Origin of the sequence: Streptomyces sp. NPDC006193, from assembly GCF_040613915.1 — a bacterium.
Taxonomy (GTDB): Bacteria; Actinomycetota; Actinomycetes; order Streptomycetales; family Streptomycetaceae; genus Streptomyces.
This window is the reverse complement of the sequence record NZ_JBEXTB010000015.1, coordinates 88,423-106,539: the sequence shown is the minus strand read 5'-3', so window position 1 is coordinate 106,539 and position 18,117 is coordinate 88,423. Positions and strand designations below refer to the sequence as shown.

Annotated in this window: 15 protein-coding genes and 2 pseudogenes; 10 read left to right on the top strand and 7 right to left on the bottom strand. The window is 73.9% G+C overall.

Annotated elements, in window-relative coordinates; all coding sequences use genetic code 11:
- Positions 1–4: 4 nt before the first annotated feature.
- Positions 5–1,210, bottom strand: a complete 1,206-nt coding sequence (locus tag ABZ261_RS16615; RefSeq protein ID WP_356859689.1) for a sensor histidine kinase — start codon at positions 1,208–1,210, stop codon at positions 5–7.
- 118 nt (positions 1,211–1,328) lie between these two features.
- On the opposite strand from ABZ261_RS16615, the pseudogene ABZ261_RS16610 reads away from it, so the two are divergent.
- Positions 1,329–2,132 (top strand): annotated as a pseudogene (locus tag ABZ261_RS16610) (SAM-dependent methyltransferase); the annotation flags it as partial.
- Positions 2,133–2,861: 729 nt separating this feature from the next.
- Positions 2,862–3,119 (top strand): annotated as a pseudogene (locus tag ABZ261_RS16605) (hypothetical protein); the annotation flags it as partial.
- A gap of 19 nt (positions 3,120–3,138) precedes the next feature.
- Here the strand turns inward: ABZ261_RS16605 and ABZ261_RS16600 are convergent.
- Positions 3,139–4,290 (bottom strand): NADH-quinone oxidoreductase subunit D, encoded by a 1,152-nt coding sequence (locus ABZ261_RS16600; protein WP_356859687.1) that lies wholly within the window; start codon positions 4,288–4,290, stop codon positions 3,139–3,141.
- Positions 4,291–4,321: 31 nt separating this feature from the next.
- Here ABZ261_RS16600 and ABZ261_RS16595 point away from each other — a divergent pair, with 31 nt between their 5' ends.
- The gene (locus tag ABZ261_RS16595) at positions 4,322–4,825 is read left to right on the top strand and encodes a PH domain-containing protein (RefSeq protein WP_356859685.1); all 504 of its coding nucleotides are present in this window, start codon (positions 4,322–4,324) and stop codon (positions 4,823–4,825) included.
- Positions 4,822–6,168, top strand: coding sequence for a PH domain-containing protein (locus ABZ261_RS16590; RefSeq protein WP_356859683.1), 1,347 nt, complete (start codon positions 4,822–4,824; stop codon positions 6,166–6,168). Before ABZ261_RS16595 ends, ABZ261_RS16590 begins: the two co-directional genes overlap by 4 nt.
- 78 nt (positions 6,169–6,246) lie before the next feature.
- On the opposite strand, the gene ABZ261_RS16585 is transcribed toward ABZ261_RS16590, so the two are convergent.
- Together ABZ261_RS16585 and ABZ261_RS16580 are read right to left on the bottom strand one after the other, a co-directional pair.
- Positions 6,247–7,695 (bottom strand): hypothetical protein, encoded by a 1,449-nt coding sequence (locus ABZ261_RS16585; RefSeq protein WP_356859681.1) that lies wholly within the window; start codon positions 7,693–7,695, stop codon positions 6,247–6,249.
- A gap of 96 nt (positions 7,696–7,791) precedes the next feature.
- Positions 7,792–8,919: an alpha/beta hydrolase-fold protein gene (locus ABZ261_RS16580; protein WP_356859679.1), complete on the bottom strand. Its 1,128-nt coding sequence runs from the start codon at positions 8,917–8,919 to the stop codon at positions 7,792–7,794.
- Between the two features lie 226 nt (positions 8,920–9,145).
- On the opposite strand from ABZ261_RS16580, the gene ABZ261_RS16575 reads away from it, so the two are divergent.
- The 6 genes from ABZ261_RS16575 (at position 9,146) to ABZ261_RS16550 (ending at position 14,446) form a co-directional block, all read left to right on the top strand.
- Entirely contained in the window at positions 9,146–10,960 is a 1,815-nt protein-coding gene (locus ABZ261_RS16575) for a phosphatidylglycerol lysyltransferase domain-containing protein (protein ID WP_356859677.1), read from the top strand.
- 159 nt (positions 10,961–11,119) lie between these two features.
- On the top strand, positions 11,120–12,124 hold the full coding sequence (gene folP, locus ABZ261_RS16570; RefSeq protein WP_356859675.1) for a dihydropteroate synthase: 1,005 nt from the start codon (positions 11,120–11,122) through the stop codon (positions 12,122–12,124).
- Entirely contained in the window at positions 12,121–12,657 is a 537-nt protein-coding gene (locus tag ABZ261_RS16565; RefSeq protein WP_356859673.1) for a nuclear transport factor 2 family protein, read from the top strand. Before folP ends, ABZ261_RS16565 begins: the two co-directional genes overlap by 4 nt.
- 248 nt (positions 12,658–12,905) lie before the next feature.
- A complete protein-coding gene (gene folB, locus ABZ261_RS16560) occupies positions 12,906–13,265 on the top strand; it encodes a dihydroneopterin aldolase (protein WP_356859671.1) in 360 nt (119 codons plus the stop codon).
- The gene (gene folK / locus ABZ261_RS16555; RefSeq protein WP_356859669.1) at positions 13,262–13,873 is read left to right on the top strand and encodes a 2-amino-4-hydroxy-6-hydroxymethyldihydropteridine diphosphokinase; all 612 of its coding nucleotides are present in this window, start codon (positions 13,262–13,264) and stop codon (positions 13,871–13,873) included. The genes folB and folK overlap by 4 nt, the downstream gene beginning before the upstream one ends.
- A gap of 84 nt (positions 13,874–13,957) precedes the next feature.
- The gene (locus tag ABZ261_RS16550; protein ID WP_356859667.1) at positions 13,958–14,446 is read left to right on the top strand and encodes a DUF3180 domain-containing protein; all 489 of its coding nucleotides are present in this window, start codon (positions 13,958–13,960) and stop codon (positions 14,444–14,446) included.
- 46 nt (positions 14,447–14,492) lie between these two features.
- On the opposite strand, the gene folE is transcribed toward ABZ261_RS16550, so the two are convergent.
- From folE to hpt, 3 genes are all read right to left on the bottom strand, one after another.
- Positions 14,493–15,098 (bottom strand): GTP cyclohydrolase I FolE, encoded by a 606-nt coding sequence (gene folE / locus ABZ261_RS16545; protein WP_356859665.1) that lies wholly within the window; start codon positions 15,096–15,098, stop codon positions 14,493–14,495.
- Positions 15,099–15,241: 143 nt separating this feature from the next.
- Complete coding sequence (ftsH, locus tag ABZ261_RS16540) at positions 15,242–17,281, bottom strand: ATP-dependent zinc metalloprotease FtsH (RefSeq protein WP_356859663.1); 2,040 nt, start codon at positions 17,279–17,281, stop codon at positions 15,242–15,244.
- A 195-nt stretch (positions 17,282–17,476) separates the two neighbouring features.
- Entirely contained in the window at positions 17,477–18,037 is a 561-nt protein-coding gene (gene hpt, locus ABZ261_RS16535; protein WP_356859661.1) for a hypoxanthine phosphoribosyltransferase, read from the bottom strand.
- Positions 18,038–18,117 lie beyond the last annotated feature (80 nt).

Genomic DNA, 18,117 nt, shown 5'->3' with positions numbered 1-18,117 from the left:
GGGGTCAGTGCGCCGGCTTGAGCGGCAGCAGGGCGCTGATGCGGAATCCTCCGCCCGGACGCGGACCGGCGTCCAGGGTGCCGCCGACCATGCCGACCCGCTCCCGCATGCCGATCAGGCCGTGCCCCTGGCCGTCCAGGCCGCCCTCCTCGTACAGCTCGTGCGGGGCGCCCTTGCCGTCGTCCTCGACCAGCAGGCCGAGCCCGTCGTCGAAGTAGACCAGCCGCACGCTCGCGCCCGCGTCGGGCCCGCCGTGCTTGCGGGTGTTGGTGAGCGCCTCCTGCACGATCCGGTACGCGGTCAGCTCCACCCCGCTGGGCAGCGGGCGCGGGGTGCCCTCCACCTTGAAGTCGACGGGCAGGCCGGAGCTGCGGCACTGCTCGATGAGGTCGTCGATCTGCTCGACGTCGGGCTGCGGGACGTACTCGCCGCTCTCCTGGTGCTCCCCGGTGCGCAGCACGCCCAGCAGGCGGCGCATCTCGGCGAGGGCCTGACGGCCGGTGGAGGAGATCGTCTCCAGGGCCTTCCTGGCCTGGTCGGGTGCGGTGTCGAGGACGTAGGCGGCGCCGTCGGCCTGCACCACCATCACCGAGACGTTGTGCGCGACGACGTCGTGCAGCTCGCGGGCGATCCGGGCGCGCTCGGCGGCGACCGCGACCTTCGCCTGCGCCTCGCGCTCCTTCTCCAGGCGGGCCGCGCGCTCCTCCAGCTGGGCGAAGTAGGCACGCCGGGTGCGCATGGAGTCGCCGAGCACCCAGGCGAGCGCGAAGGGCACCGTCTGGAAGACCGCCATGGCGGCCTGCCCGAGGAACCCGGTGTGCTGGGCCGGCCAGCGGATCTGGGCGAGGGCCGCCGCGCAGAGGCTGACGGCGAGCGACAGCCGCGACGACCAGCGCGCCCCGATCATCGCGACCGTGTAGGTGATCACCAGCAGGGCGAAGTCGGCGGCGATCGTCTCCACGTCCAGGACCAGCTGGGCCAGCCCGGTCGCCAGGGCGAGCAGCAGCATCGGCTCGGGAAGACGGCGGCGCAGCGCCACGACGACGGACAGGACGGCGGACACGGCCATCCCGGCGGGAATCGTGCCGTGATGGCCCTGCACCCCGTCGAGATTGACCACGCTCATCCCGGACAGCCCGAACAGGACGACCGCCCAGAAGGCGTCGACCCAGGTCGGGTGGCGGCGGAGGAAGTCATAGAGGCGCTGCACGTAACCCAGAGTAGGGAAACCGGATGCGTGCAGGGGTCAACCGGAGGACCGATCCGCGCCCGGCGCGCGTACTCCGCAAGGTGGAGACCGTGATCATCTGTGCGCCTAGTCTGGAGCGGTGACGGACGGGACGACGACGCAGGACAGCCGCGGCGGCCACCGCCCGCGCGGCTGGCGCGCGGCGGCCGGGGCCGCGCTGTACGGACCGGGGGGCTTCTACCGGCGCCCGGAGGGGCCCGCCGGTCACTTCCGGACGTCCGTGCACGCCTCCGCGCTGTTCGCGCGGGCCGTGGCCCGGCTGCTGTGCCGGGTCGACGAGGCGCTCGGGCGGCCCGCTCGGCTGGACTTCGTCGACATGGGCGCCGGGCGGGGCGAGCTGGTCACCGGTGTGCTGGCCGCGCTGCCGCCCGAGGTGGCCGCCCGCACGCGTGCGTACGCCGTCGAGCTCGCCGGCCGCCCCGCCGGGCTGGACGCGCGGGTCACCTGGCTCAGCGAGCTCCCGGAGGCCGTCACCGGGCTGCTGTTCGCCAACGAGTGGCTGGACAACGTGCCCGTGGACGTCGTCGAGGTGGACCGCGCCGGGGTGCCCCGGCTGGTGCTGGTCGCGCAGGACGGCTCCGAGCGGCTGGGGGAGCCCGTGACGGGCGCGGACGCCGAGTGGCTCGCGCGCTGGTGGCCGCTGCCGGCCGAGGAGGGGCTGCGGGCGGAGATCGGACTGCCCCGGGACCGGGCCTGGGCGTCGGCCGTGGCGCGGGTGGTGCGGGGGCTGGCGGTGGCCGTGGACTACGCGCACACCCTGGACACGCGCCCCCCGTTCGGGACGCTCACCGGCTTCCGGGAGGGGCGCGAGACGGCGCCCGTGCCGGACGGCTCGTGCGACATCACGGCCCACGTCGCCCTTGACGCCTGCGCGGCGGCACCCGGCGCAGCGTCCGCGCCGCCCACCCCCGCGCCGCCGCCCCGGCACACCGGGACGACTCCCGCGTGCCCGACGCAGACGCCCGACCACCCGGCGACGCACACACCCCCGAGCCCGGCGAACATCCCCGGCCACCCCGCGACGACGCCCGCAGACCCGACGACCACGCCCACAGACCCGACGCCGACGCCCGACCACCCGACGACGGCACCCGCGGACCCGGCGACCACGCCCCAGCGCACCCGGACCGCTCCCACCCCAGCGACGCACACGCCCCCGAGCCCGGCGCACACCCCCGGCCACCCCGCGACGACACCCGCAGACCCGACGACCGCGCCCGCAAACCCGACGCAGACGCCCGACCACCCGGCGACCGCACCCGCGGACCCGGCGACCGCGCCCCAGCGCACCCGAACGGCTCCCACCCCAGCGACGCACACGCCACCGAGCCGGGCGCACACGCCCACGGACCCGGCACAGACTTCCCGTCACCCCGCGACGACTCCTGAAGACCCGACACCGGCACCCGCACACCGGACGACCGCGCCCCAGCGCACCCGGACCGCTCCTACCCCGGCGACGCACACGCCCCCGAGCCCCACCCACACCCCCGGCCACCCCGCGACGCCACCCGCAGAACCGACGCCGACACCCGCGAACCCGACGACCGCGCCCGCGGACCACGCGACGACGGTCGGCCGCGCTGCGCCGGCGCCCGCCGGAGCGGGGCGCGCGCTTCCCGCCGCACGCCTGCTCACGCAGCGCGCCGCCCTGCGCGCTCTGGGGATCACCGGCGCGCGGCCCCCGCTCGCGCTGGCCTCCACGGATCCCGCCGCCTATGTGCGCGCCCTGGCCGGCGCGGGCGAGGCCGCCGAGCTCACCGCCCCCGGCGGGCTCGGGGACTTCGGCTGGCTGGTCCAGCCGGTCGGCATCGCGGACCCGCTGGCCCCGGACCCGCCCGCCCGCGGCCCGCGGACCGGGCCCGGCTGACCGGCGCGGCCGCGGACCGCTACTTGTCGATGTCGCCGACCACGAAGAACATCGAGCCCAGGATCGCCACCATGTCCGCCACCAGCGTCCCCGGCAGCAGCTCGGTCAGCGCCTGGATGTTGTTGTACGACGCCGAGCGCAGCTTCAGCCGGTACGGGGTCTTCTCGCCCTTGCTGACCAGGTAGTAGCCGTTGATGCCGAGCGGGTTCTCGGTCCACGCGTAGGTGTGGCCCTCGGGCGCCTTCAGCACCTTCGGCAGCCGCTGGTTGATCGGACCGGGCGGCAGCTCGGCGAGCCGGTCCAGGCAGGCGTCGGCAAGGTCCAGCGCGTTGTGCGTCTGCTCCAGCAGCACCTCGAAGCGTGCCAGGCAGTCGCCCTCGCCGCGGGTGACGACCTTCAGCGTGTCCTGGAGGTCGCCGTAGGCCAGGTACGGCTCGTCGCGGCGCAGGTCGAAGTCGACGCCCGAGGCGCGCGCGATGGGCCCGCTGACGCCGTAGGCGTGCACCGCCTCGGGCGTGAGCGCCCCGACCCCGCGGGTGCGCCCCCGGAAGATCTCGTTGCCCAGCACGAGGTCGTCGAAGACGTCCATGCGCGAGCGCACGGCCGCGACGGCCGCCCGCGCGCGTGCGGTCCAGCCGGCCGGCAGGTCCTCCTTGAGACCGCCGACGCGGTTGAACATGTAGTGCATGCGTCCGCCGGAGATCTCCTCCATGACGTTCTGCAGCACCTCGCGCTCCCGGAACGCGTAGAACACGGGCGTGATCCCGCCCAGCTCCAGCGGGTACGAGCCGAGGAACATCAGGTGGTTCAGCACCCGGTTCAGCTCGGCGAGCAGGGTGCGCATCCACACCGCGCGCTCGGGCACCTCCATGCCGAGCATGCGTTCCACGGCGAGGACCACGCCCAGCTCGTTGGAGAACGCCGACAGCCAGTCGTGGCGGTTGGCGAGCACGATGATCTGCCGGTAGTCGCGTGCCTCGAAGAGTTTCTCCGCGCCGCGGTGCATGTAGCCGATCACCGGCTCCGCGCGCACGATGCGTTCTCCGTCCAGCACGAGCCTGAGCCGCAGCACGCCGTGCGTGGACGGATGCTGCGGCCCGATGTTGAGCACCATGTCGGTGCTCTCCGCCGCGCCGCCGATTCCGACCGTGGTCTCCGTCGTAGGAGTCATGGGCCCAGTTTCCCCTACGTAGGCTGGCCTCATGGAGACGGGGAGCGGGGAACGGGCCGGGGCGCCGGCGGGCGAGGCGGTGTGGCGGCGGCTGCAGCCCGGTCTGCTGCGCGTGCGCCGGCTGCTGCTGGTGGTGTGGACGGGGGTGCTGACGATCGCCACGGCGCTGCTGACCGGGATGCTGGCCGGACCGGCGTGGGCCGTCTGGGCGCTGCTGCCGCCGGCGGCGGCCGTCTGGGGCTGGCGGCTGCTGGAACGCAACTGGCGCTCGTGGCGGTACGCCGAGCGCGCCGACGACCTGCTGATCAGCCGCGGTGTCCTGTGGCGCGAGGAGACGGTGGTGCCGTACGGGCGGATGCAACTGGTGGAGGTGACCTCCGGGCCCCTGGAGCGGCACTTCGGGCTGGCCACCGTGCAGCTGCACACGGCCGCCGCGGCGACCGACGCGACCATCCCCGGCCTGGAGCCGGCCGAGGCGGAACGGCTGCGCGACCGGCTCACCGAGCTGGGCGAGGCCCGATCGGCGGGGCTGTGACGTCCCCGGGCCGCGGAGACGGCGCAGAGGCCGGCATACCCGGGCGGCCGCCCGTCACCGAGCACCGGCTGCACCCGGTGACGCCCTTCCGCCGGGCGTGGGCGCCGCTCGCCGTGCTGGCCGGCTGGGCGGTGCACGACCCGAACGGCACCCAGGCGCAGCTGGAGCGGCTGACCACCGCCATGCTCCTGACGGGACTCGCGGTCCTGGTGCCGGTGGCCGGCCTGTACGGCTTCCTGTCCTGGTGGTTCACGCACTACGCGGTCACCGGCACCGAACTGCGCATCCGCACCGGCCTGCTGTTCCGGCGCACCGCGCACATCCGGCTGGAGCGCATCCAGGCCGTGGACGTCTCCCGTCCGCTGCTCGCACGCGTGGCCGGCGTCGCCAAGCTGCGGATCGACGTCGTCGGCGCCGACGACAAGGACGAGCTGGCCTTCCTGGGCGAGCGGGAGGCGCGCGCCCTGCGGGCGGAGCTGCTCGCACGCGCGGCGGGCTTCGCGCCCGAGACGGCGCACGAGGTCGGCGAGGCGCCGGCGCGCGTGCTGCTGAGGGTGCCCCCGCGCGAGCTGGCGCGCTCCCTGGCGCTGACCGCCGCCACCTGGGGCTCGCTGTGCGCCGCGCTCGTCGTGCCCGCCGTGCTGTGGCTCGCCACCCACAACCTGTGGACGGTCCTCGCCACCGCCCTGCCGCTGATCGGAGCGGCCGGCGCCAGGAGCGCGGGCCGGTTCGTCTCCGAGTTCGACTGGACGGTGAGCGAGTCCCCGGACGGGCTGCGCATCGACCACGGACTGCTCGACCGCGCGCACGAGACGGTGCCCCCGGGCCGGGTGCAGACCGTGCGGATCGTGGAGCCGGTGCTGTGGCGGCGGCCCGGCTGGGTGCGGGTGGAACTCGACGTCGCCGGCTCCGACAACTCGGTGCTGATCCCGGTCGCCCCCCGAGCGGCCGCCGAGTCGGTGGTGGCGCGTGTGCTTCCCGGCGTGACGGTGCCGCGCGAGTTCGCGCGGGCGCCGCGCCGGGCCCGGTGGTGCGTGCCGCTCTGGTGGCGCGGGCACCGGCTGGCGGTCACCGGCACGGTGTTCGCCGCCCGCAGCGGCCTGCTGTGCCGCCGCGTCTTTCTGGTCCCGCACGCCAAGGTGCAGAGCGTGCGGCTCACCCAGGGGCCCTGGCAGCGCCGCTGGAAACTCGCCGACGTCCATGTGGACACCGGCGCCGGCAAGACCGTGACGGCCCGCCTGCGGGACGCCGGGGAGGCCGCGCGGCTGTGGGACGAGCAGGCGGAGCGGTCCCGGACGGGCCGCCGGGACGCCCTCCCGGACCGCTGGATGACCTCCGGCTGACCGCGCGGCACATGCGCCGGGCCCGCCCTCCCCTCGGGAGGACGGGCCCGGCGCGCCGCGTGCGGATGCGACGAAGGCTCAGGAGGCCGCGCTGCGCAGCCCCCGGAGACGGACGTGCTCGGTCTCGTCGTGCGCCGTCAGGTCGATGACCTGGCCGACGCCCCGGGACCGCGCGTCGGCGGGCTTGAAGCCGGCCTCGGTCTCGGCCTTGTGCACGGCGAGGGCCTCCGGGCCGACCACGTCGGCGAGGTCCTCGTTCTGCACGGAGTCCAGCGCGGCCTTCGGGGTGCCCTTCTTGGTGCCGAAGAAGTCGAAGCCGCCTTCGACCACCGGGCGCCGCGCGGGCGCGGCCGGCACCACGGCCACCGCGGTCGGCACGGTGAAGTGCCCGGCGGGCGGCTGTCCCGCCGCTCCGGCGCCCTCGGCCGCCGGAGCGGCGCCGGCGCCGTCCGTGACGGCCGCCGCGGCGGCTTCCCCTTCGGCGGGCCGGCCGGCGGGCCGGTCCCCGGCGGATCCGCCCGCGGAAGGCGGCACGGGAGCCGCGGACGCCGCGGTCCCGGCGGGCCCGCCCGCGGGAGCCGGCGGCGCACCGGCCGCGGACACGGCGGCCTCACCGGTGCCTCGGGCCGCGGCGGTCGGGACTTCCGCGGCCACGGGCCCGGTCCCCTCGGGTGCGGCCCCCTCGGGTGCCTCGGCCCCGCCGGTCCCGGCCGCCGGCACGCCGTCGGCGCCGGACGCCGAGGCTGCCCGCGGCTCGCCCCCGGTCACCGCCCCGGGCCGGGACTCGGGCGCGGGTTTAGCGTCGGGCGAGGGCTTCGCGTCGGGCGTCGGCTCCACGTCGTACGCGGCCGGAGCGGCGCCGTCCCCCCGGTCGAACCGGGCCAGGGCCGCGAGGGCCCGCCGGTACAGGCCGCTGCCCTGCGGCGAGAACGCCGCGTACTCCGCGACCCGCTCCCCGGCCTCCTCGGGGCCTTCGAAGTCCGCGGAGTCGGCCGCCTCCGGCCCCGCGGCCCGCCCGGGCGGCAGCGCGGGCGAGGAGGGCGCGGGCCCGGGCTCGGACGCGGACTCGGGCGCCGTCTCCAGTTCCAGCAGCCGGCGTCCCTCCAGGGCGCTCGCGCGCTCGGTCTCGGCGGTGGCGTAGCGGCGCAGCAGGGCCGCGTGCTCGTTGCGCAGGCCGGCCAGTTCGGCGCGCTTGGCGCGCAGCCGCTGTTCCAGCTTGGTGCGCAGTTCGCGGGACTCCTCCAGGTCGGTCTCCAGTTCGGCGACCCGTTCCTCGAACCGCCACTCGTCGCCCGCACGCGCGCGCATGAGTTCGGCGACCTGCCTGCCCGCCTGCGTGTCCCAGCGGCGCATCACCACGGCGCCGGTGACCGCGGTCGCCGCGGCCGCGGCGGCCAGCGCGCGCACCACCGTGACCTCGGAGAACACCCACGGACCCAGCGCGCAGACGAGGGACACGCCGGCGATCGCCGACGGGGGCAACAGCCGGTGCAGAGGCGGGGAATGGCGGTGGCGTCCACGTGGCATGGCCAGAAACTTACCGCGCGTGAGCGAATCATGGGTCTCCGCCCCGAAAAAACACAGCCACACCACGGGCCTCACGCAAAGTCGGGCCAAGACCGTTCAGCGGTCGGTGAGCCGTCCGCTGAGCCACTGGAGCGTCGGCGGGATCTCACGCCGCCAGGTGTTGAAGTTGTGGCCGCCGCTGTCGAGGATGATCGACGAGATACGGGTCGGGCCGGTGGCCTGCACCTGCTCCATGAACTTCAGCGTGTCCTGGTAGTTGTGCTCGCCGACCCGGCTGCTGGTGACGAGCAGTGAGGTGTCGGGCGCCGGCTCGTGGGCGAGGAACCAGCGCAGGTCGGCGCGGTTCTGCAGCGCCCTGTCGCCGTGGAAGAGGTCACCGGTGGTGGGGTCGGTCGGCGCCTTGTAGTACGGCGACAGGCCCGCGCCGGCCGCGTAGACGCGGGGGTGGTGCAGGGCGAGCTTGAGCGCGCAGTAACCGCCCGTGGAGTCGCCGACGACGCCCCAGCTGCCCGGGTGCCTGCCGGCCCGGTAGTGGGTGAGGACGGCGTCCGGCAGGTCCTTGGCGAAGAACGTCTCCGCCTGCGGCCCGCCCGGCACGTCCACGCACTCGGTGTCCCGCGGCGGGGCCACGGTCGGCCGCAGCATCACCAGGATCATCGGCTGCACCCGCCCGTCCTTGGCGAGCTGCTGGGCCGTCCTGGGGTAGTGCAGCTTGTCCACCAGCGCCCGTGCCGTGCCCGGGTATCCGGTCAGCACGACGGCCACCGGGAACGTACGGGTGCGGTACTGCGGCTGGAAGTACTCCGGCGGCAGGTACACGAACGCCGGAGTCGCGATGCGGGTCGTACGGCCGACGATGTCGACCTTCTGGATCTGCCCGCCCGTCTCCGGCCGCGCCGCGCGCACGCCCGGCACCTTGGAGGTGGACACCACCTGGAGCGGGCCCCCGGTGCTGCCGTTGGCGGAGTGGTCGACGACGATCCCCTGGTCGGTCTCCTTGCCGAACAGGTCCGCCCAGCTGGCGTAGAAGCCGAAGGCCTGGTTGGCGGCGAGCCCGACGGACGCGAACAGCGCCAGCTGGGTCGCCAGCAGCAGCCCCACCCGTCCGCCGACGGCCCGCCAGCTCCACCGCGCGAGGCGCGGCCACAGCCACACCGTGCCGGCGAACAGCAGGACGGCGACCGCGATCGCCAGCACCAGCACCTTGTCGCTCGTGAGACCCATGGCTGCTTCCTGCCTGCGTTTCGTGCCCGTGCCGGCCCCGCGCTCCGCCGCGCGGACTTGCCCGGGGCTTTCCTCGGCCTTTGACCCGGCTTTCCGGTGGGGAGTGAACCTCTCTCCCCGGGACACCGTCCTAGAGGGCGCAATGTCGCCGGCTGCCCGAACGGGCCCGGGTACAAGGTCTCTCGCAGAACTACGGGATGCGATGTCTGTCAGGGTAGATGGGGAAATGTCGGGCGGGGTTCCGGGCCGCTCAAGCCGGGCGCGGCGCATACTGCGCGGCCCGCGCCCCGAGGCCGTTCCCGCCGTGGTGGGCAGGGCGGCCGCGCTCGTGGGCGTCCTGGACATCGCCGCGGGTGTGTTCCCGCGCTTCCGTCACAGCCGTATGCACGCCCTCGCCGAGGTCCTGCCGGGCTCGTTCGGGCCCTTCGCCGCGGCGCTCTCGCTCAGCGCGGGCGTACTGCTGCTGCTGCTCGCGCACGGGCTCAAACGGCGCAAGCGCAGGGCGTGGCGCGCCGCGGTCGCGCTGCTGCCCGCGGGCGCGGTGGCCCAGTTCGCGTACCGGCACTCGATCGCCGGGGTGGTGATCGCGGTCGCGCTGCTCGTCCCGCTGCTGCGCCACCGCGACCAGTTCGCGGCCCTGCCCGACCCGCGCAGCAGGTGGCGCGCGCTCGCCAACTTCGTGCTCATGAGCGCCGGTTCCCTCGTCCTCGGACTCGTCATCGTCAGCGTCCACCCGAACCGGACGATCGGCGACCCGAGCCTGGCCGATCGGCTGACGCACGTCGTCTACGGCCTGTTCGGCTTCGAAGGCCCGGTCGACTACCAGGGCAACACCTCCTGGACGGTCGCCTTCTCCCTCGGCGCCCTGGGCTGGCTCACCGCGGTCACCACGGTCTACCTGGCCTTCCGCCCCGAGCACCCGGCCGCCCGCCTCACCGAGGACGACGAGGCCAGGCTGCGCGCGCTGCTGGACAAGCACGGCGGGCGCGACTCGCTCGGCCACTTCGCGCTGCGCCGCGACAAGGCCGTGGTGTTCTCGCCGAGCGGGAAGGCCGCGGTCACCTACCGGGTCGTCTCCGGTGTGATGCTCGCCAGCGGCGACCCCATCGGGGACGTCGAGGCCTGGCCGGGCGCCATCGAGCGCTTCATGGACGAGGCCAGGGCCCACTCCTGGACCCCCGCGGTCATGGGCTGCTCGGAGACGGGCGGCGAGGTGTGGACCCGCGAGACCGGCCTCGACGCCCTGGAACTGGGCGACGAGGCGGTGGTCGACGTGGCGGATTTCTCGCTGGCCGGACGTGCGATGCGCAACGTGCGGCAGATGGTCAAGCGCATCGAGCGAGCCGGCTACGAGACCCGGGTACGGCGCGTCCGTGACCTCGGCGAAGCCGAGCTGGAGCGGATCCGCCGCGCGGCGGAGGACTGGCGCGGCACCGACACCGAGCGCGGGTTCTCCATGGCGCTGGGCCGCATCGGCGACCCGGCCGACGCCGACTGCCTGATCGCCACCGCCCACAAGGCGGACGACGCGCCCGGCGAGTACGGCGACTTGAAGGCGATCCTCCACTTCGTCCCCTGGGGCCGGGACGGCGTGTCGCTCGACCTGATGCGCCGTGACCGCGCCGCCGACCCGGGCATGAACGAGCTGCTCATCGTCGCCGCCCTGCAGGCCGCCCCGAAGTTCGGCATCACCCGGGTCTCGCTGAACTTCGCCATGTTCCGCTCCGCCCTCGCACGCGGCGAGAAGATCGGCGCCGGTCCGGTGCTGCGGGCCTGGCGCGGGCTGCTGGTGTTCCTCTCGCGCTGGTTCCAGATCGAGTCGCTGTACAAGTTCAACGCCAAGTTCCAGCCGCGCTGGGAGCCCCGGTTCGTGGTCTACCGGGCCTCCGCCGACCTGCCCCGCATCGGCTTCGCCGCCATGCAGGCGGAGGGCTTCGTCGACCTCGCCCTGCCGCTGCCGCGCTTCCTGCGGCGGCGCCGCCCGGCCGTCCGGCGACCGTGCGCCCACGCGATGGGCGAGCGGGACGCCCGGGCGGCCTGACCCCGGCCGGGCCCGCTGCGCGCGGCCCCGGGACCGCCTCCGCCACCTACGGCCGGGGCGCGGGCGGGGCGCGCGGGCGGGGCAGCCCCCGCCGGGGCCGGGAGCCCGGCCCGGGCCGCCGCGCGTTCCCGCCGCCGCCCCGGGGCCTACGCTGAACGTATGAACAACCTCAGCGGGCGCGGCCGAGTGGCCGGCCTTCCGGCATGGGACCGGTGCGCGGTCATGGGAGTCGTGAACGTGACCCCCGACTCCTTCTCCGACGGCGGCCGCTGGTTCGACACGACCGCCGCCGTCAAGCACGGCCTGGACCTCGTCGCCGAGGGCGCGGACCTGGTCGACGTCGGCGGCGAGTCCACCCGGCCCGGCGCCACGCGCGTGGACGAGGCCGAGGAGCTGCGGCGCGTCGTCCCCGTGGTGCGCGGCCTCGTCTCGGAGGGCGTGACCGTCTCCGTCGACACCATGCGCGCCTCCGTCGCCGAACAGGCCCTCGCCGCCGGCGCCGCCCTGGTCAACGACGTCAGCGGCGGCCTCGCCGACCCCGCGATGATCCCCGTCGTCGCCGACGCGGGCGCCCCGTTCGTCGTCATGCACTGGCGCGGCTTCCTCCAGGGCGGCAACGTGCGCGGCGTCTACGAGGACGTCGTCGCCGAGGTCCTGGACGAACTGCGCGCGCGCGTGGAGGCCGTCTCGGCGGGCGGCGTCGCCCCCGAGCGCATCGTGGTCGACCCCGGACTCGGCTTCTCCAAGGAGGCCGAGCACGACCTCGCCCTCCTCGCCCACCTCGACCGCCTGCACGCCCTGGGCCACCCCCTGCTGGTCGCCGCCTCCCGCAAGCGGTTCCTCGGCCGGGTCCTCGCCGGGCCCGGAGCGGCTCCCCCGCCGGCCCGGGAGCGCGACGCCGCCACCGCCGCCGTCTCCGCGCTCGCCGCGCACGCCGGCGCCTGGGCGGTGCGCGTGCACGAGGTGCGCGCCACCGCGGACGCGGTACGGGTGGCCCGCGCCGTGGAGGGGGCGCGCGCGGCCGGACCGGCGCCGGGCGCGCGGAGCGGGCACGGAGCGCACGGCGCCCCGCACGCGCCGGGCGGCCAGGACGTACACGGGGCGCACGGCCCCGGACATGCCACCGGCGCCCCGGGCGAGCACGGGGCGGTAGGAGAGCGGTGAGCGCCCCCCACACCGACGTCGAGCAGGTGGAGGCCGCCAACACCGCCTTCTACGAGGCACTCGAACGCGGCGACTTCGAGGAGGTCTCCGCCCTCTGGCTCACCCCTGCCGACCTGGGCGTGGACGAGACCTACCACGACCCGGCGGACACCGGCGTGATCTCCTGCGTGCACCCCGGCTGGCCGGTGCTCACCGGCCGCGGCGAGGTCCTCCGGTCGTACGCCCTGATCATGGCCAACACCGACTACATCCAGTTCTTCCTCACCGACGTGCACGTCTCCGTCACGGGCGACACCGCGCTCGTGACCTGCACGGAGAACATCCTCAGCGGCGGGCCCGCCCCCGAGGGCGACGGGGAGCTCGGCCCCCTGCTCGGCCAGCTGGTCGTCGCCACCAACGTGTTCCGGCGCACCCCGTCCGGCTGGAAGCTCTGGTCGCACCACGCCTCCCCGGTCCTCGCCGAGAGCGCGGACGGCGGCGACGGCGGACCCGGCGTGAACGGCGTGGACCCGGACGACGGCCCCCTCGCCTGAACGGGCCGGCCGGCGCGCCGGAGCGGGACGCGGTTGGAACCACCTGACCCGGGGTAGACGCGGCTACCGGTCCGTGACACGGCCGGGTCACGCGGAGGGAACACCGGGTGGACCCGCCGGCCCCGGCCCGGCCGCCCGCCGCCGTGGCCCGGCGCCGTCCGTGCCCGCGGGTAGATTCGTCCGAGGCCGGTGTGCCGCCCGCGCGCGGCACGGACCGGCCGTCACCGACGACTGCAGGAGTGATTCGCGTGGATCGTGTCGCGCTGCGCGGCCTGAAGGCCCGCGGGCACCACGGTGTGTTCCCCAAGGAGCGCGAGGAGGGCCAGACCTTCATCGTGGACCTCGTCCTCGGCCTGGACACCCGGCCGGCCGCGGCCGACGACGACCTGACGAAGACCGTGCACTACGGCATCGTCGCCGAGGAGGTCGTGGCCGTGGTCGAGGGCGAGCCGGTGAACCTCATCGAGACGCTCGCCGAGCGGATCGCCGGCACCTGCCTGAAACACGAGGGGGTCCAGGAGGTGGAGGTCTGCGTCCACAAGCCGGACGCGCCGATCACCGTCCCCTTCGACGACGTGACCGTCACCATCTCCCGGAGCCGAGTATGACCCGCCCTTTCCGCCCGGGTCACAGCGACCCGACCGTCCAGCCGGTGCCCAGCTCGGTCGTCGAGCGGGTGGACGCCGCCGACACGACCCTGCACAACCCCCAGCGGGCCGTCGTCTCGATCGGCTCCAACCTCGGCAACCGCCTGGAGACCCTCCAGGGGGCCGTCGACGCCCTGGAGGACACCCCCGGCGTCCGGGTCAAGGCGGTGTCCCCGGTGTACGAGACGGAGCCGTGGGGCGTGGCGCCCGGCAGCCAGCCCTCGTACTTCAACGCGGTCGTGGTCCTGAGGACGACACTGCCCCCGGCCTCCCTGCTGGAGCGGGCGCACGCCGTCGAGGAGGCCTTCCACCGCGTCCGGGACGAGCGCTGGGGCCCGCGCACGCTGGACGTCGACATCGTCGCCTATGCGGACCTCACCTCCGACGACCCGCAGCTCACGCTGCCCCATCCGCGGGCGCACGAGCGCGCCTTCGTCCTGGCGCCCTGGCACGACGTGGACCCGCAGGCGCAGCTCCCCGGCCGCGGCCCGGTGGCCGACCTGCTGGCGGCCGTCACCCGTGAGGGCGTGGACGTGCGCACCGACCTGGAACTCCGGCTGCCCGAGTAGTCGTTAAGGTCGAGACGGGTCAGGACCGCGACCACCACGACGCGACCGCACACCGGTACGGACCGGGGGAACTGAAGGGACACCGTGAGAGAGCTGCGCATCAGGGTGCTGGCCGGCGTGTTCGTCGTGGCCGGCGTCCTGTCCTGGGCGGGCGCCCGCCTCTGGAACTCGATCGGGACCCTCCCCAGCGTCCCCCTGGCCGCACCCGTGGTGCTCGCGCTGATCGCGGTGGTGCTGCTCGCGACGGCGCTGTCGCTGCGGGCCCGTCTCCGGGCCCAGCGCGAGCGCCGGCCCGGCGCCAAGGGCGTCGATCCGCTGATGGCCGCCCGGGCGGTCGTCTTCGGCCAGGCCAGCGCCCTGGTCGCCGCCCTCGTCGCCGGCATGTACGGCGGCACGGGCGTCTTCCTGCTGGAGCTGCTGGACATCCCGGCCCGCCGGGACCAGGCGATCTACGCCGGCTTCTCGGTCCTCGCCGGGTTCGGCGTGATAGCGGCGGCCCTGTTCCTCGAGCGGGTCTGCAAGCTCCCCGAGGACGACGACCAGAACCACACGGGGGCGGAGCCGGTGGCCTGAGCGCCGGCGCGGGCGGCCGGACCGCCGGGCCCGCTCGCCGGCGTGTTCAGCGCGCCATGATGAGGCTCATCGCCTCGTTCCGGGTCGCCGCGTCCCGCAGCTGCCCGCGGACGGCGGACGTTATGGTCTTCGCGCCCGGCTTGCGGATGCCGCGCATGGACATGCACATGTGCTCGCACTCGATGACCACGATGACGCCCCGCGGCTCCAGGATGTCCATCAGGGAGTCCGCGATCTGCGTGGTGAGCCGCTCCTGCACCTGGGGGCGGCGGGCGTAGACGTCCACCAGGCGGGCGAGCTTGGACAGGCCGGTGATCTTGCCGGTCTCGGACGGGATGTACCCGACGTGGGCGACGCCCCTGAACGGCACCAGATGGTGTTCGCAGGTGCTGTACACCTCGATGTCCTTCACGAGGACCATCTCGTCGTGACCCAGGTCGAACGTCGTCGTCAGCACGTCCTCGGGCTTCTGCCACAGGCCCGCGAAGATCTCCCGGTACGCCCGCGCCACCCGGGCCGGCGTCTCCCGCAGGCCCTCGCGGTCCGGGTCCTCGCCGACCGCGATCAGCAGTTCCCGCACGGCGTTCTCGGCGCGCTTCTCGTCGAACTCGCCGATGGGGCCCTCGCCGTCCAGCGTCACCGGGTCGGTCATCTGTTCCTCGTTCCTGTCCCTCGCACGCGCGGCTGACCCGCGTTCTGTCTGCGGACACGCGAAATGCCGCGCCCCCCAGGCTAGAACCTGGGGGGCGCGGCAGTCATTCCGGCCCCGCTGGCCGGAAACCGATCACTCGGCGATCACTCGGGGCGGCGGTCCTCCGGCGCCGGCTCCTTCACCGGGGCCGTCTCCGCGGCGGTGGACTTGACCGTGCTGATCGCGGCCGACGCGCCGTTCGCACCGTTGGTCAGCGCCAGCTCCTTCGGGGAGAGCACCGGCGGGCGGGTGGACGGGGTGCGGCGGGAGGAGCCGGTCCAGGCGGGCCGCGGCGGGCGCTTGACGACCGGCGCGAAGATCTCGGCGATCTCCTCCTTGCCCAGGGTCTCCTTCTCCAGGAGGGCCAGGACGAGGTTGTCGAGCACGTCGCGGTTCTCGACCAGGATCTCCCACGCCTCGTTGTGCGCGGTCTCGATGAGCTTCTTGACCTCTTCGTCGACGAGCGCGGCGACCTCTTCCGAGTAGTCGCGCTGGTGCGCCATCTCACGGCCGAGGAAGGGCTCGCTGTTGTCGCCGCCGAACTTGATGGCGCCGAGACGCTCGGTCATGCCGTACTGGGTGACCATCGCGCGGGCCAGGTTGGTGGCCTTCTCGATGTCGTTGGCGGCGCCGGTGGTCGGGTCGTGGAAGACCAGTTCCTCGGCCGCCCGGCCGCCCAGCATGTAGGCGAGCTGGTCGAGCATCTCGTTGCGCGTGGTCGAGTACTTGTCCTCGTCCGGCAGGACCATGGTGTAGCCGAGGGCGCGGCCGCGGGACAGGATGGTGATCTTGTGGACCGGGTCGGCGTTCGGCGAGGCCGCCGCGACCAGGGCGTGACCGCCCTCGTGGTACGCGGTGATCTTCTTCTCCTTGTCCGACATGATCCGGGTCCGCTTCTGCGGGCCCGCGACCACGCGGTCGATCGCCTCGTCCAGCGCCTTGTTGTCGATCAGCTTCTGGTCCCCGCGGGCGGTGAGCAGCGCGGCCTCGTTCAGCACGTTGGCGAGGTCGGCGCCGGTCATGCCCGGGGTGCGGCGGGCGACGGCGGCCAGGTCCACGTCGGGCGCGACCGGCTTGCCCTTCTGGTGGACCTTGAGGATCTCCAGGCGGCCCTGCAGGTCCGGCGGGTCGACCGCGATCTGCCGGTCGAAGCGGCCGGGGCGCAGGAGGGCCGGGTCGAGGATGTCCGGGCGGTTGGTGGCGGCGATCAGGATGACGCCGCCCTTGACGTCGAAGCCGTCCATCTCGACGAGCAGCTGGTTCAGGGTCTGCTCGCGCTCGTCGTGACCGCCGCCGAGGCCGGCGCCGCGGTGGCGGCCGACCGCGTCGATCTCGTCGACGAAGACGATCGCCGGGGCGTTCGCCTTGGCCTGCTCGAACAGGTCACGGACACGGGAGGCGCCGACACCGACGAACATCTCGACGAAGTCGGAGCCGGAGATCGAGTAGAAGGGGACGCCCGCCTCGCCGGCGACGGCGCGCGCGAGCAGGGTCTTGCCGGTGCCCGGGCGGCCGTACAGCAGCACGCCCTTGGGGATCTTGGCGCCGACGGCCTGGAACTTGGCGGGCTCCTGCAGGAACTCCTTGATCTCTTGGAGCTCCTCCACGGCCTCGTCGCAGCCGGCGACGTCGGAGAAGGTCGTCTTCGGGGTGTCCTTGGTGATGAGCTTGGCCTTGGACTTGCCGAAGTTCATGACCCGGGAGCCGCCGCCCTGCATCTGGTTCATCAGGAACAGGAAGACGACCACGATCAGGACGAAGGGCAGCAGGGAGAGCAGGACGCCGACGAACGGGTTCTGCTTGGACGGCGACACCGTGTAGCCGTCCGGGATCTGCTTGTCCTCGTACTTGGTCTGCAGGGTGCTGGCGAGGGCCACGCCCTGGTCGCCGATGTAGCTCGCTTGGATCTTGGAGCTGCCCTCGACCTTGTAGCCGTCCTTGAGCGTGACCTTGATGCTCTGCTCGTCACCGGTGGTGAGCTTGGCCGAGTCGACCTTGTTGTTGCTGATCGCCGCCACGACCTGGCCGGTGTCCACCGTCTTGTAGCCGCCGGACGAGCCGACGACCTGCATCAACACGACCACGGCAAGGACGGCCAGCACGATCCACATGACCGGCCCACGGAAGTATCGCTTCACGTCCATCCATACGGAGCGGTGCCGCCCCGTCCCTCCTGCCATAGTGAGTTTGATAAGACAGTTCTTCTGACGGTACCCCAGCATTGTTGTCCGAAGCCGCACGGAGCCGGTTCGACGCCGGGGGAAGCCGTCTCTGCATGCTTCAACGGAACGGGGTCCGCTGGGGTTCCCGAATGTCCGGCCGGGCTTGGGCCGACCGGCTCAGCCGCCGTAGACGTGAGGCGCGAGCGTGCCGACGAACGGCAGGTTGCGGTACTTCTCGGCGTAGTCCAGGCCGTAGCCGACGACGAACTCGTTCGGGATGTCGAAGCCGACCCACTCCACGTCGATGGCGACCTTCGCGGCGTCCGGCTTGCGCAGCAGCGTGCACACCTTCAGGGAGGCGGGCTCCCGGGAGCCGAGGTTGTTGATCAGCCAGGACAGGGTCAGGCCGGAGTCGATGATGTCCTCGACGATCAGGACGTGCCGGCCCTTGATGTCGGTGTCCAGGTCCTTCAGGATGCGGACCACGCCGGAGGACTGGGTGCCCGCGCCGTAGGAGGACACGGCCATCCAGTCCATGGTGACGGGGGTGGACAGCGCCCGGGCGAGGTCGGCCATGACCATCACCGCGCCCTTGAGGACGCCGACGATCAGGAGGTCCTTGCCCGCGTACTCCGCGTCGATCTTCGCGGCCAGCTCGGCCAGCTTCTCGTCGATCTCTTCCTTGGTGATGAGCACCTGCTGGAGGTCGGCACCCATGTCTTTCGCGTCCACCCGCATCACTTTCGGTCGTCCCGCACTTACGGCCGCATGCACGGCCTGCGCTGCCCGGCCCGCCGGAGGGTCGCTCCGGGAGGGGT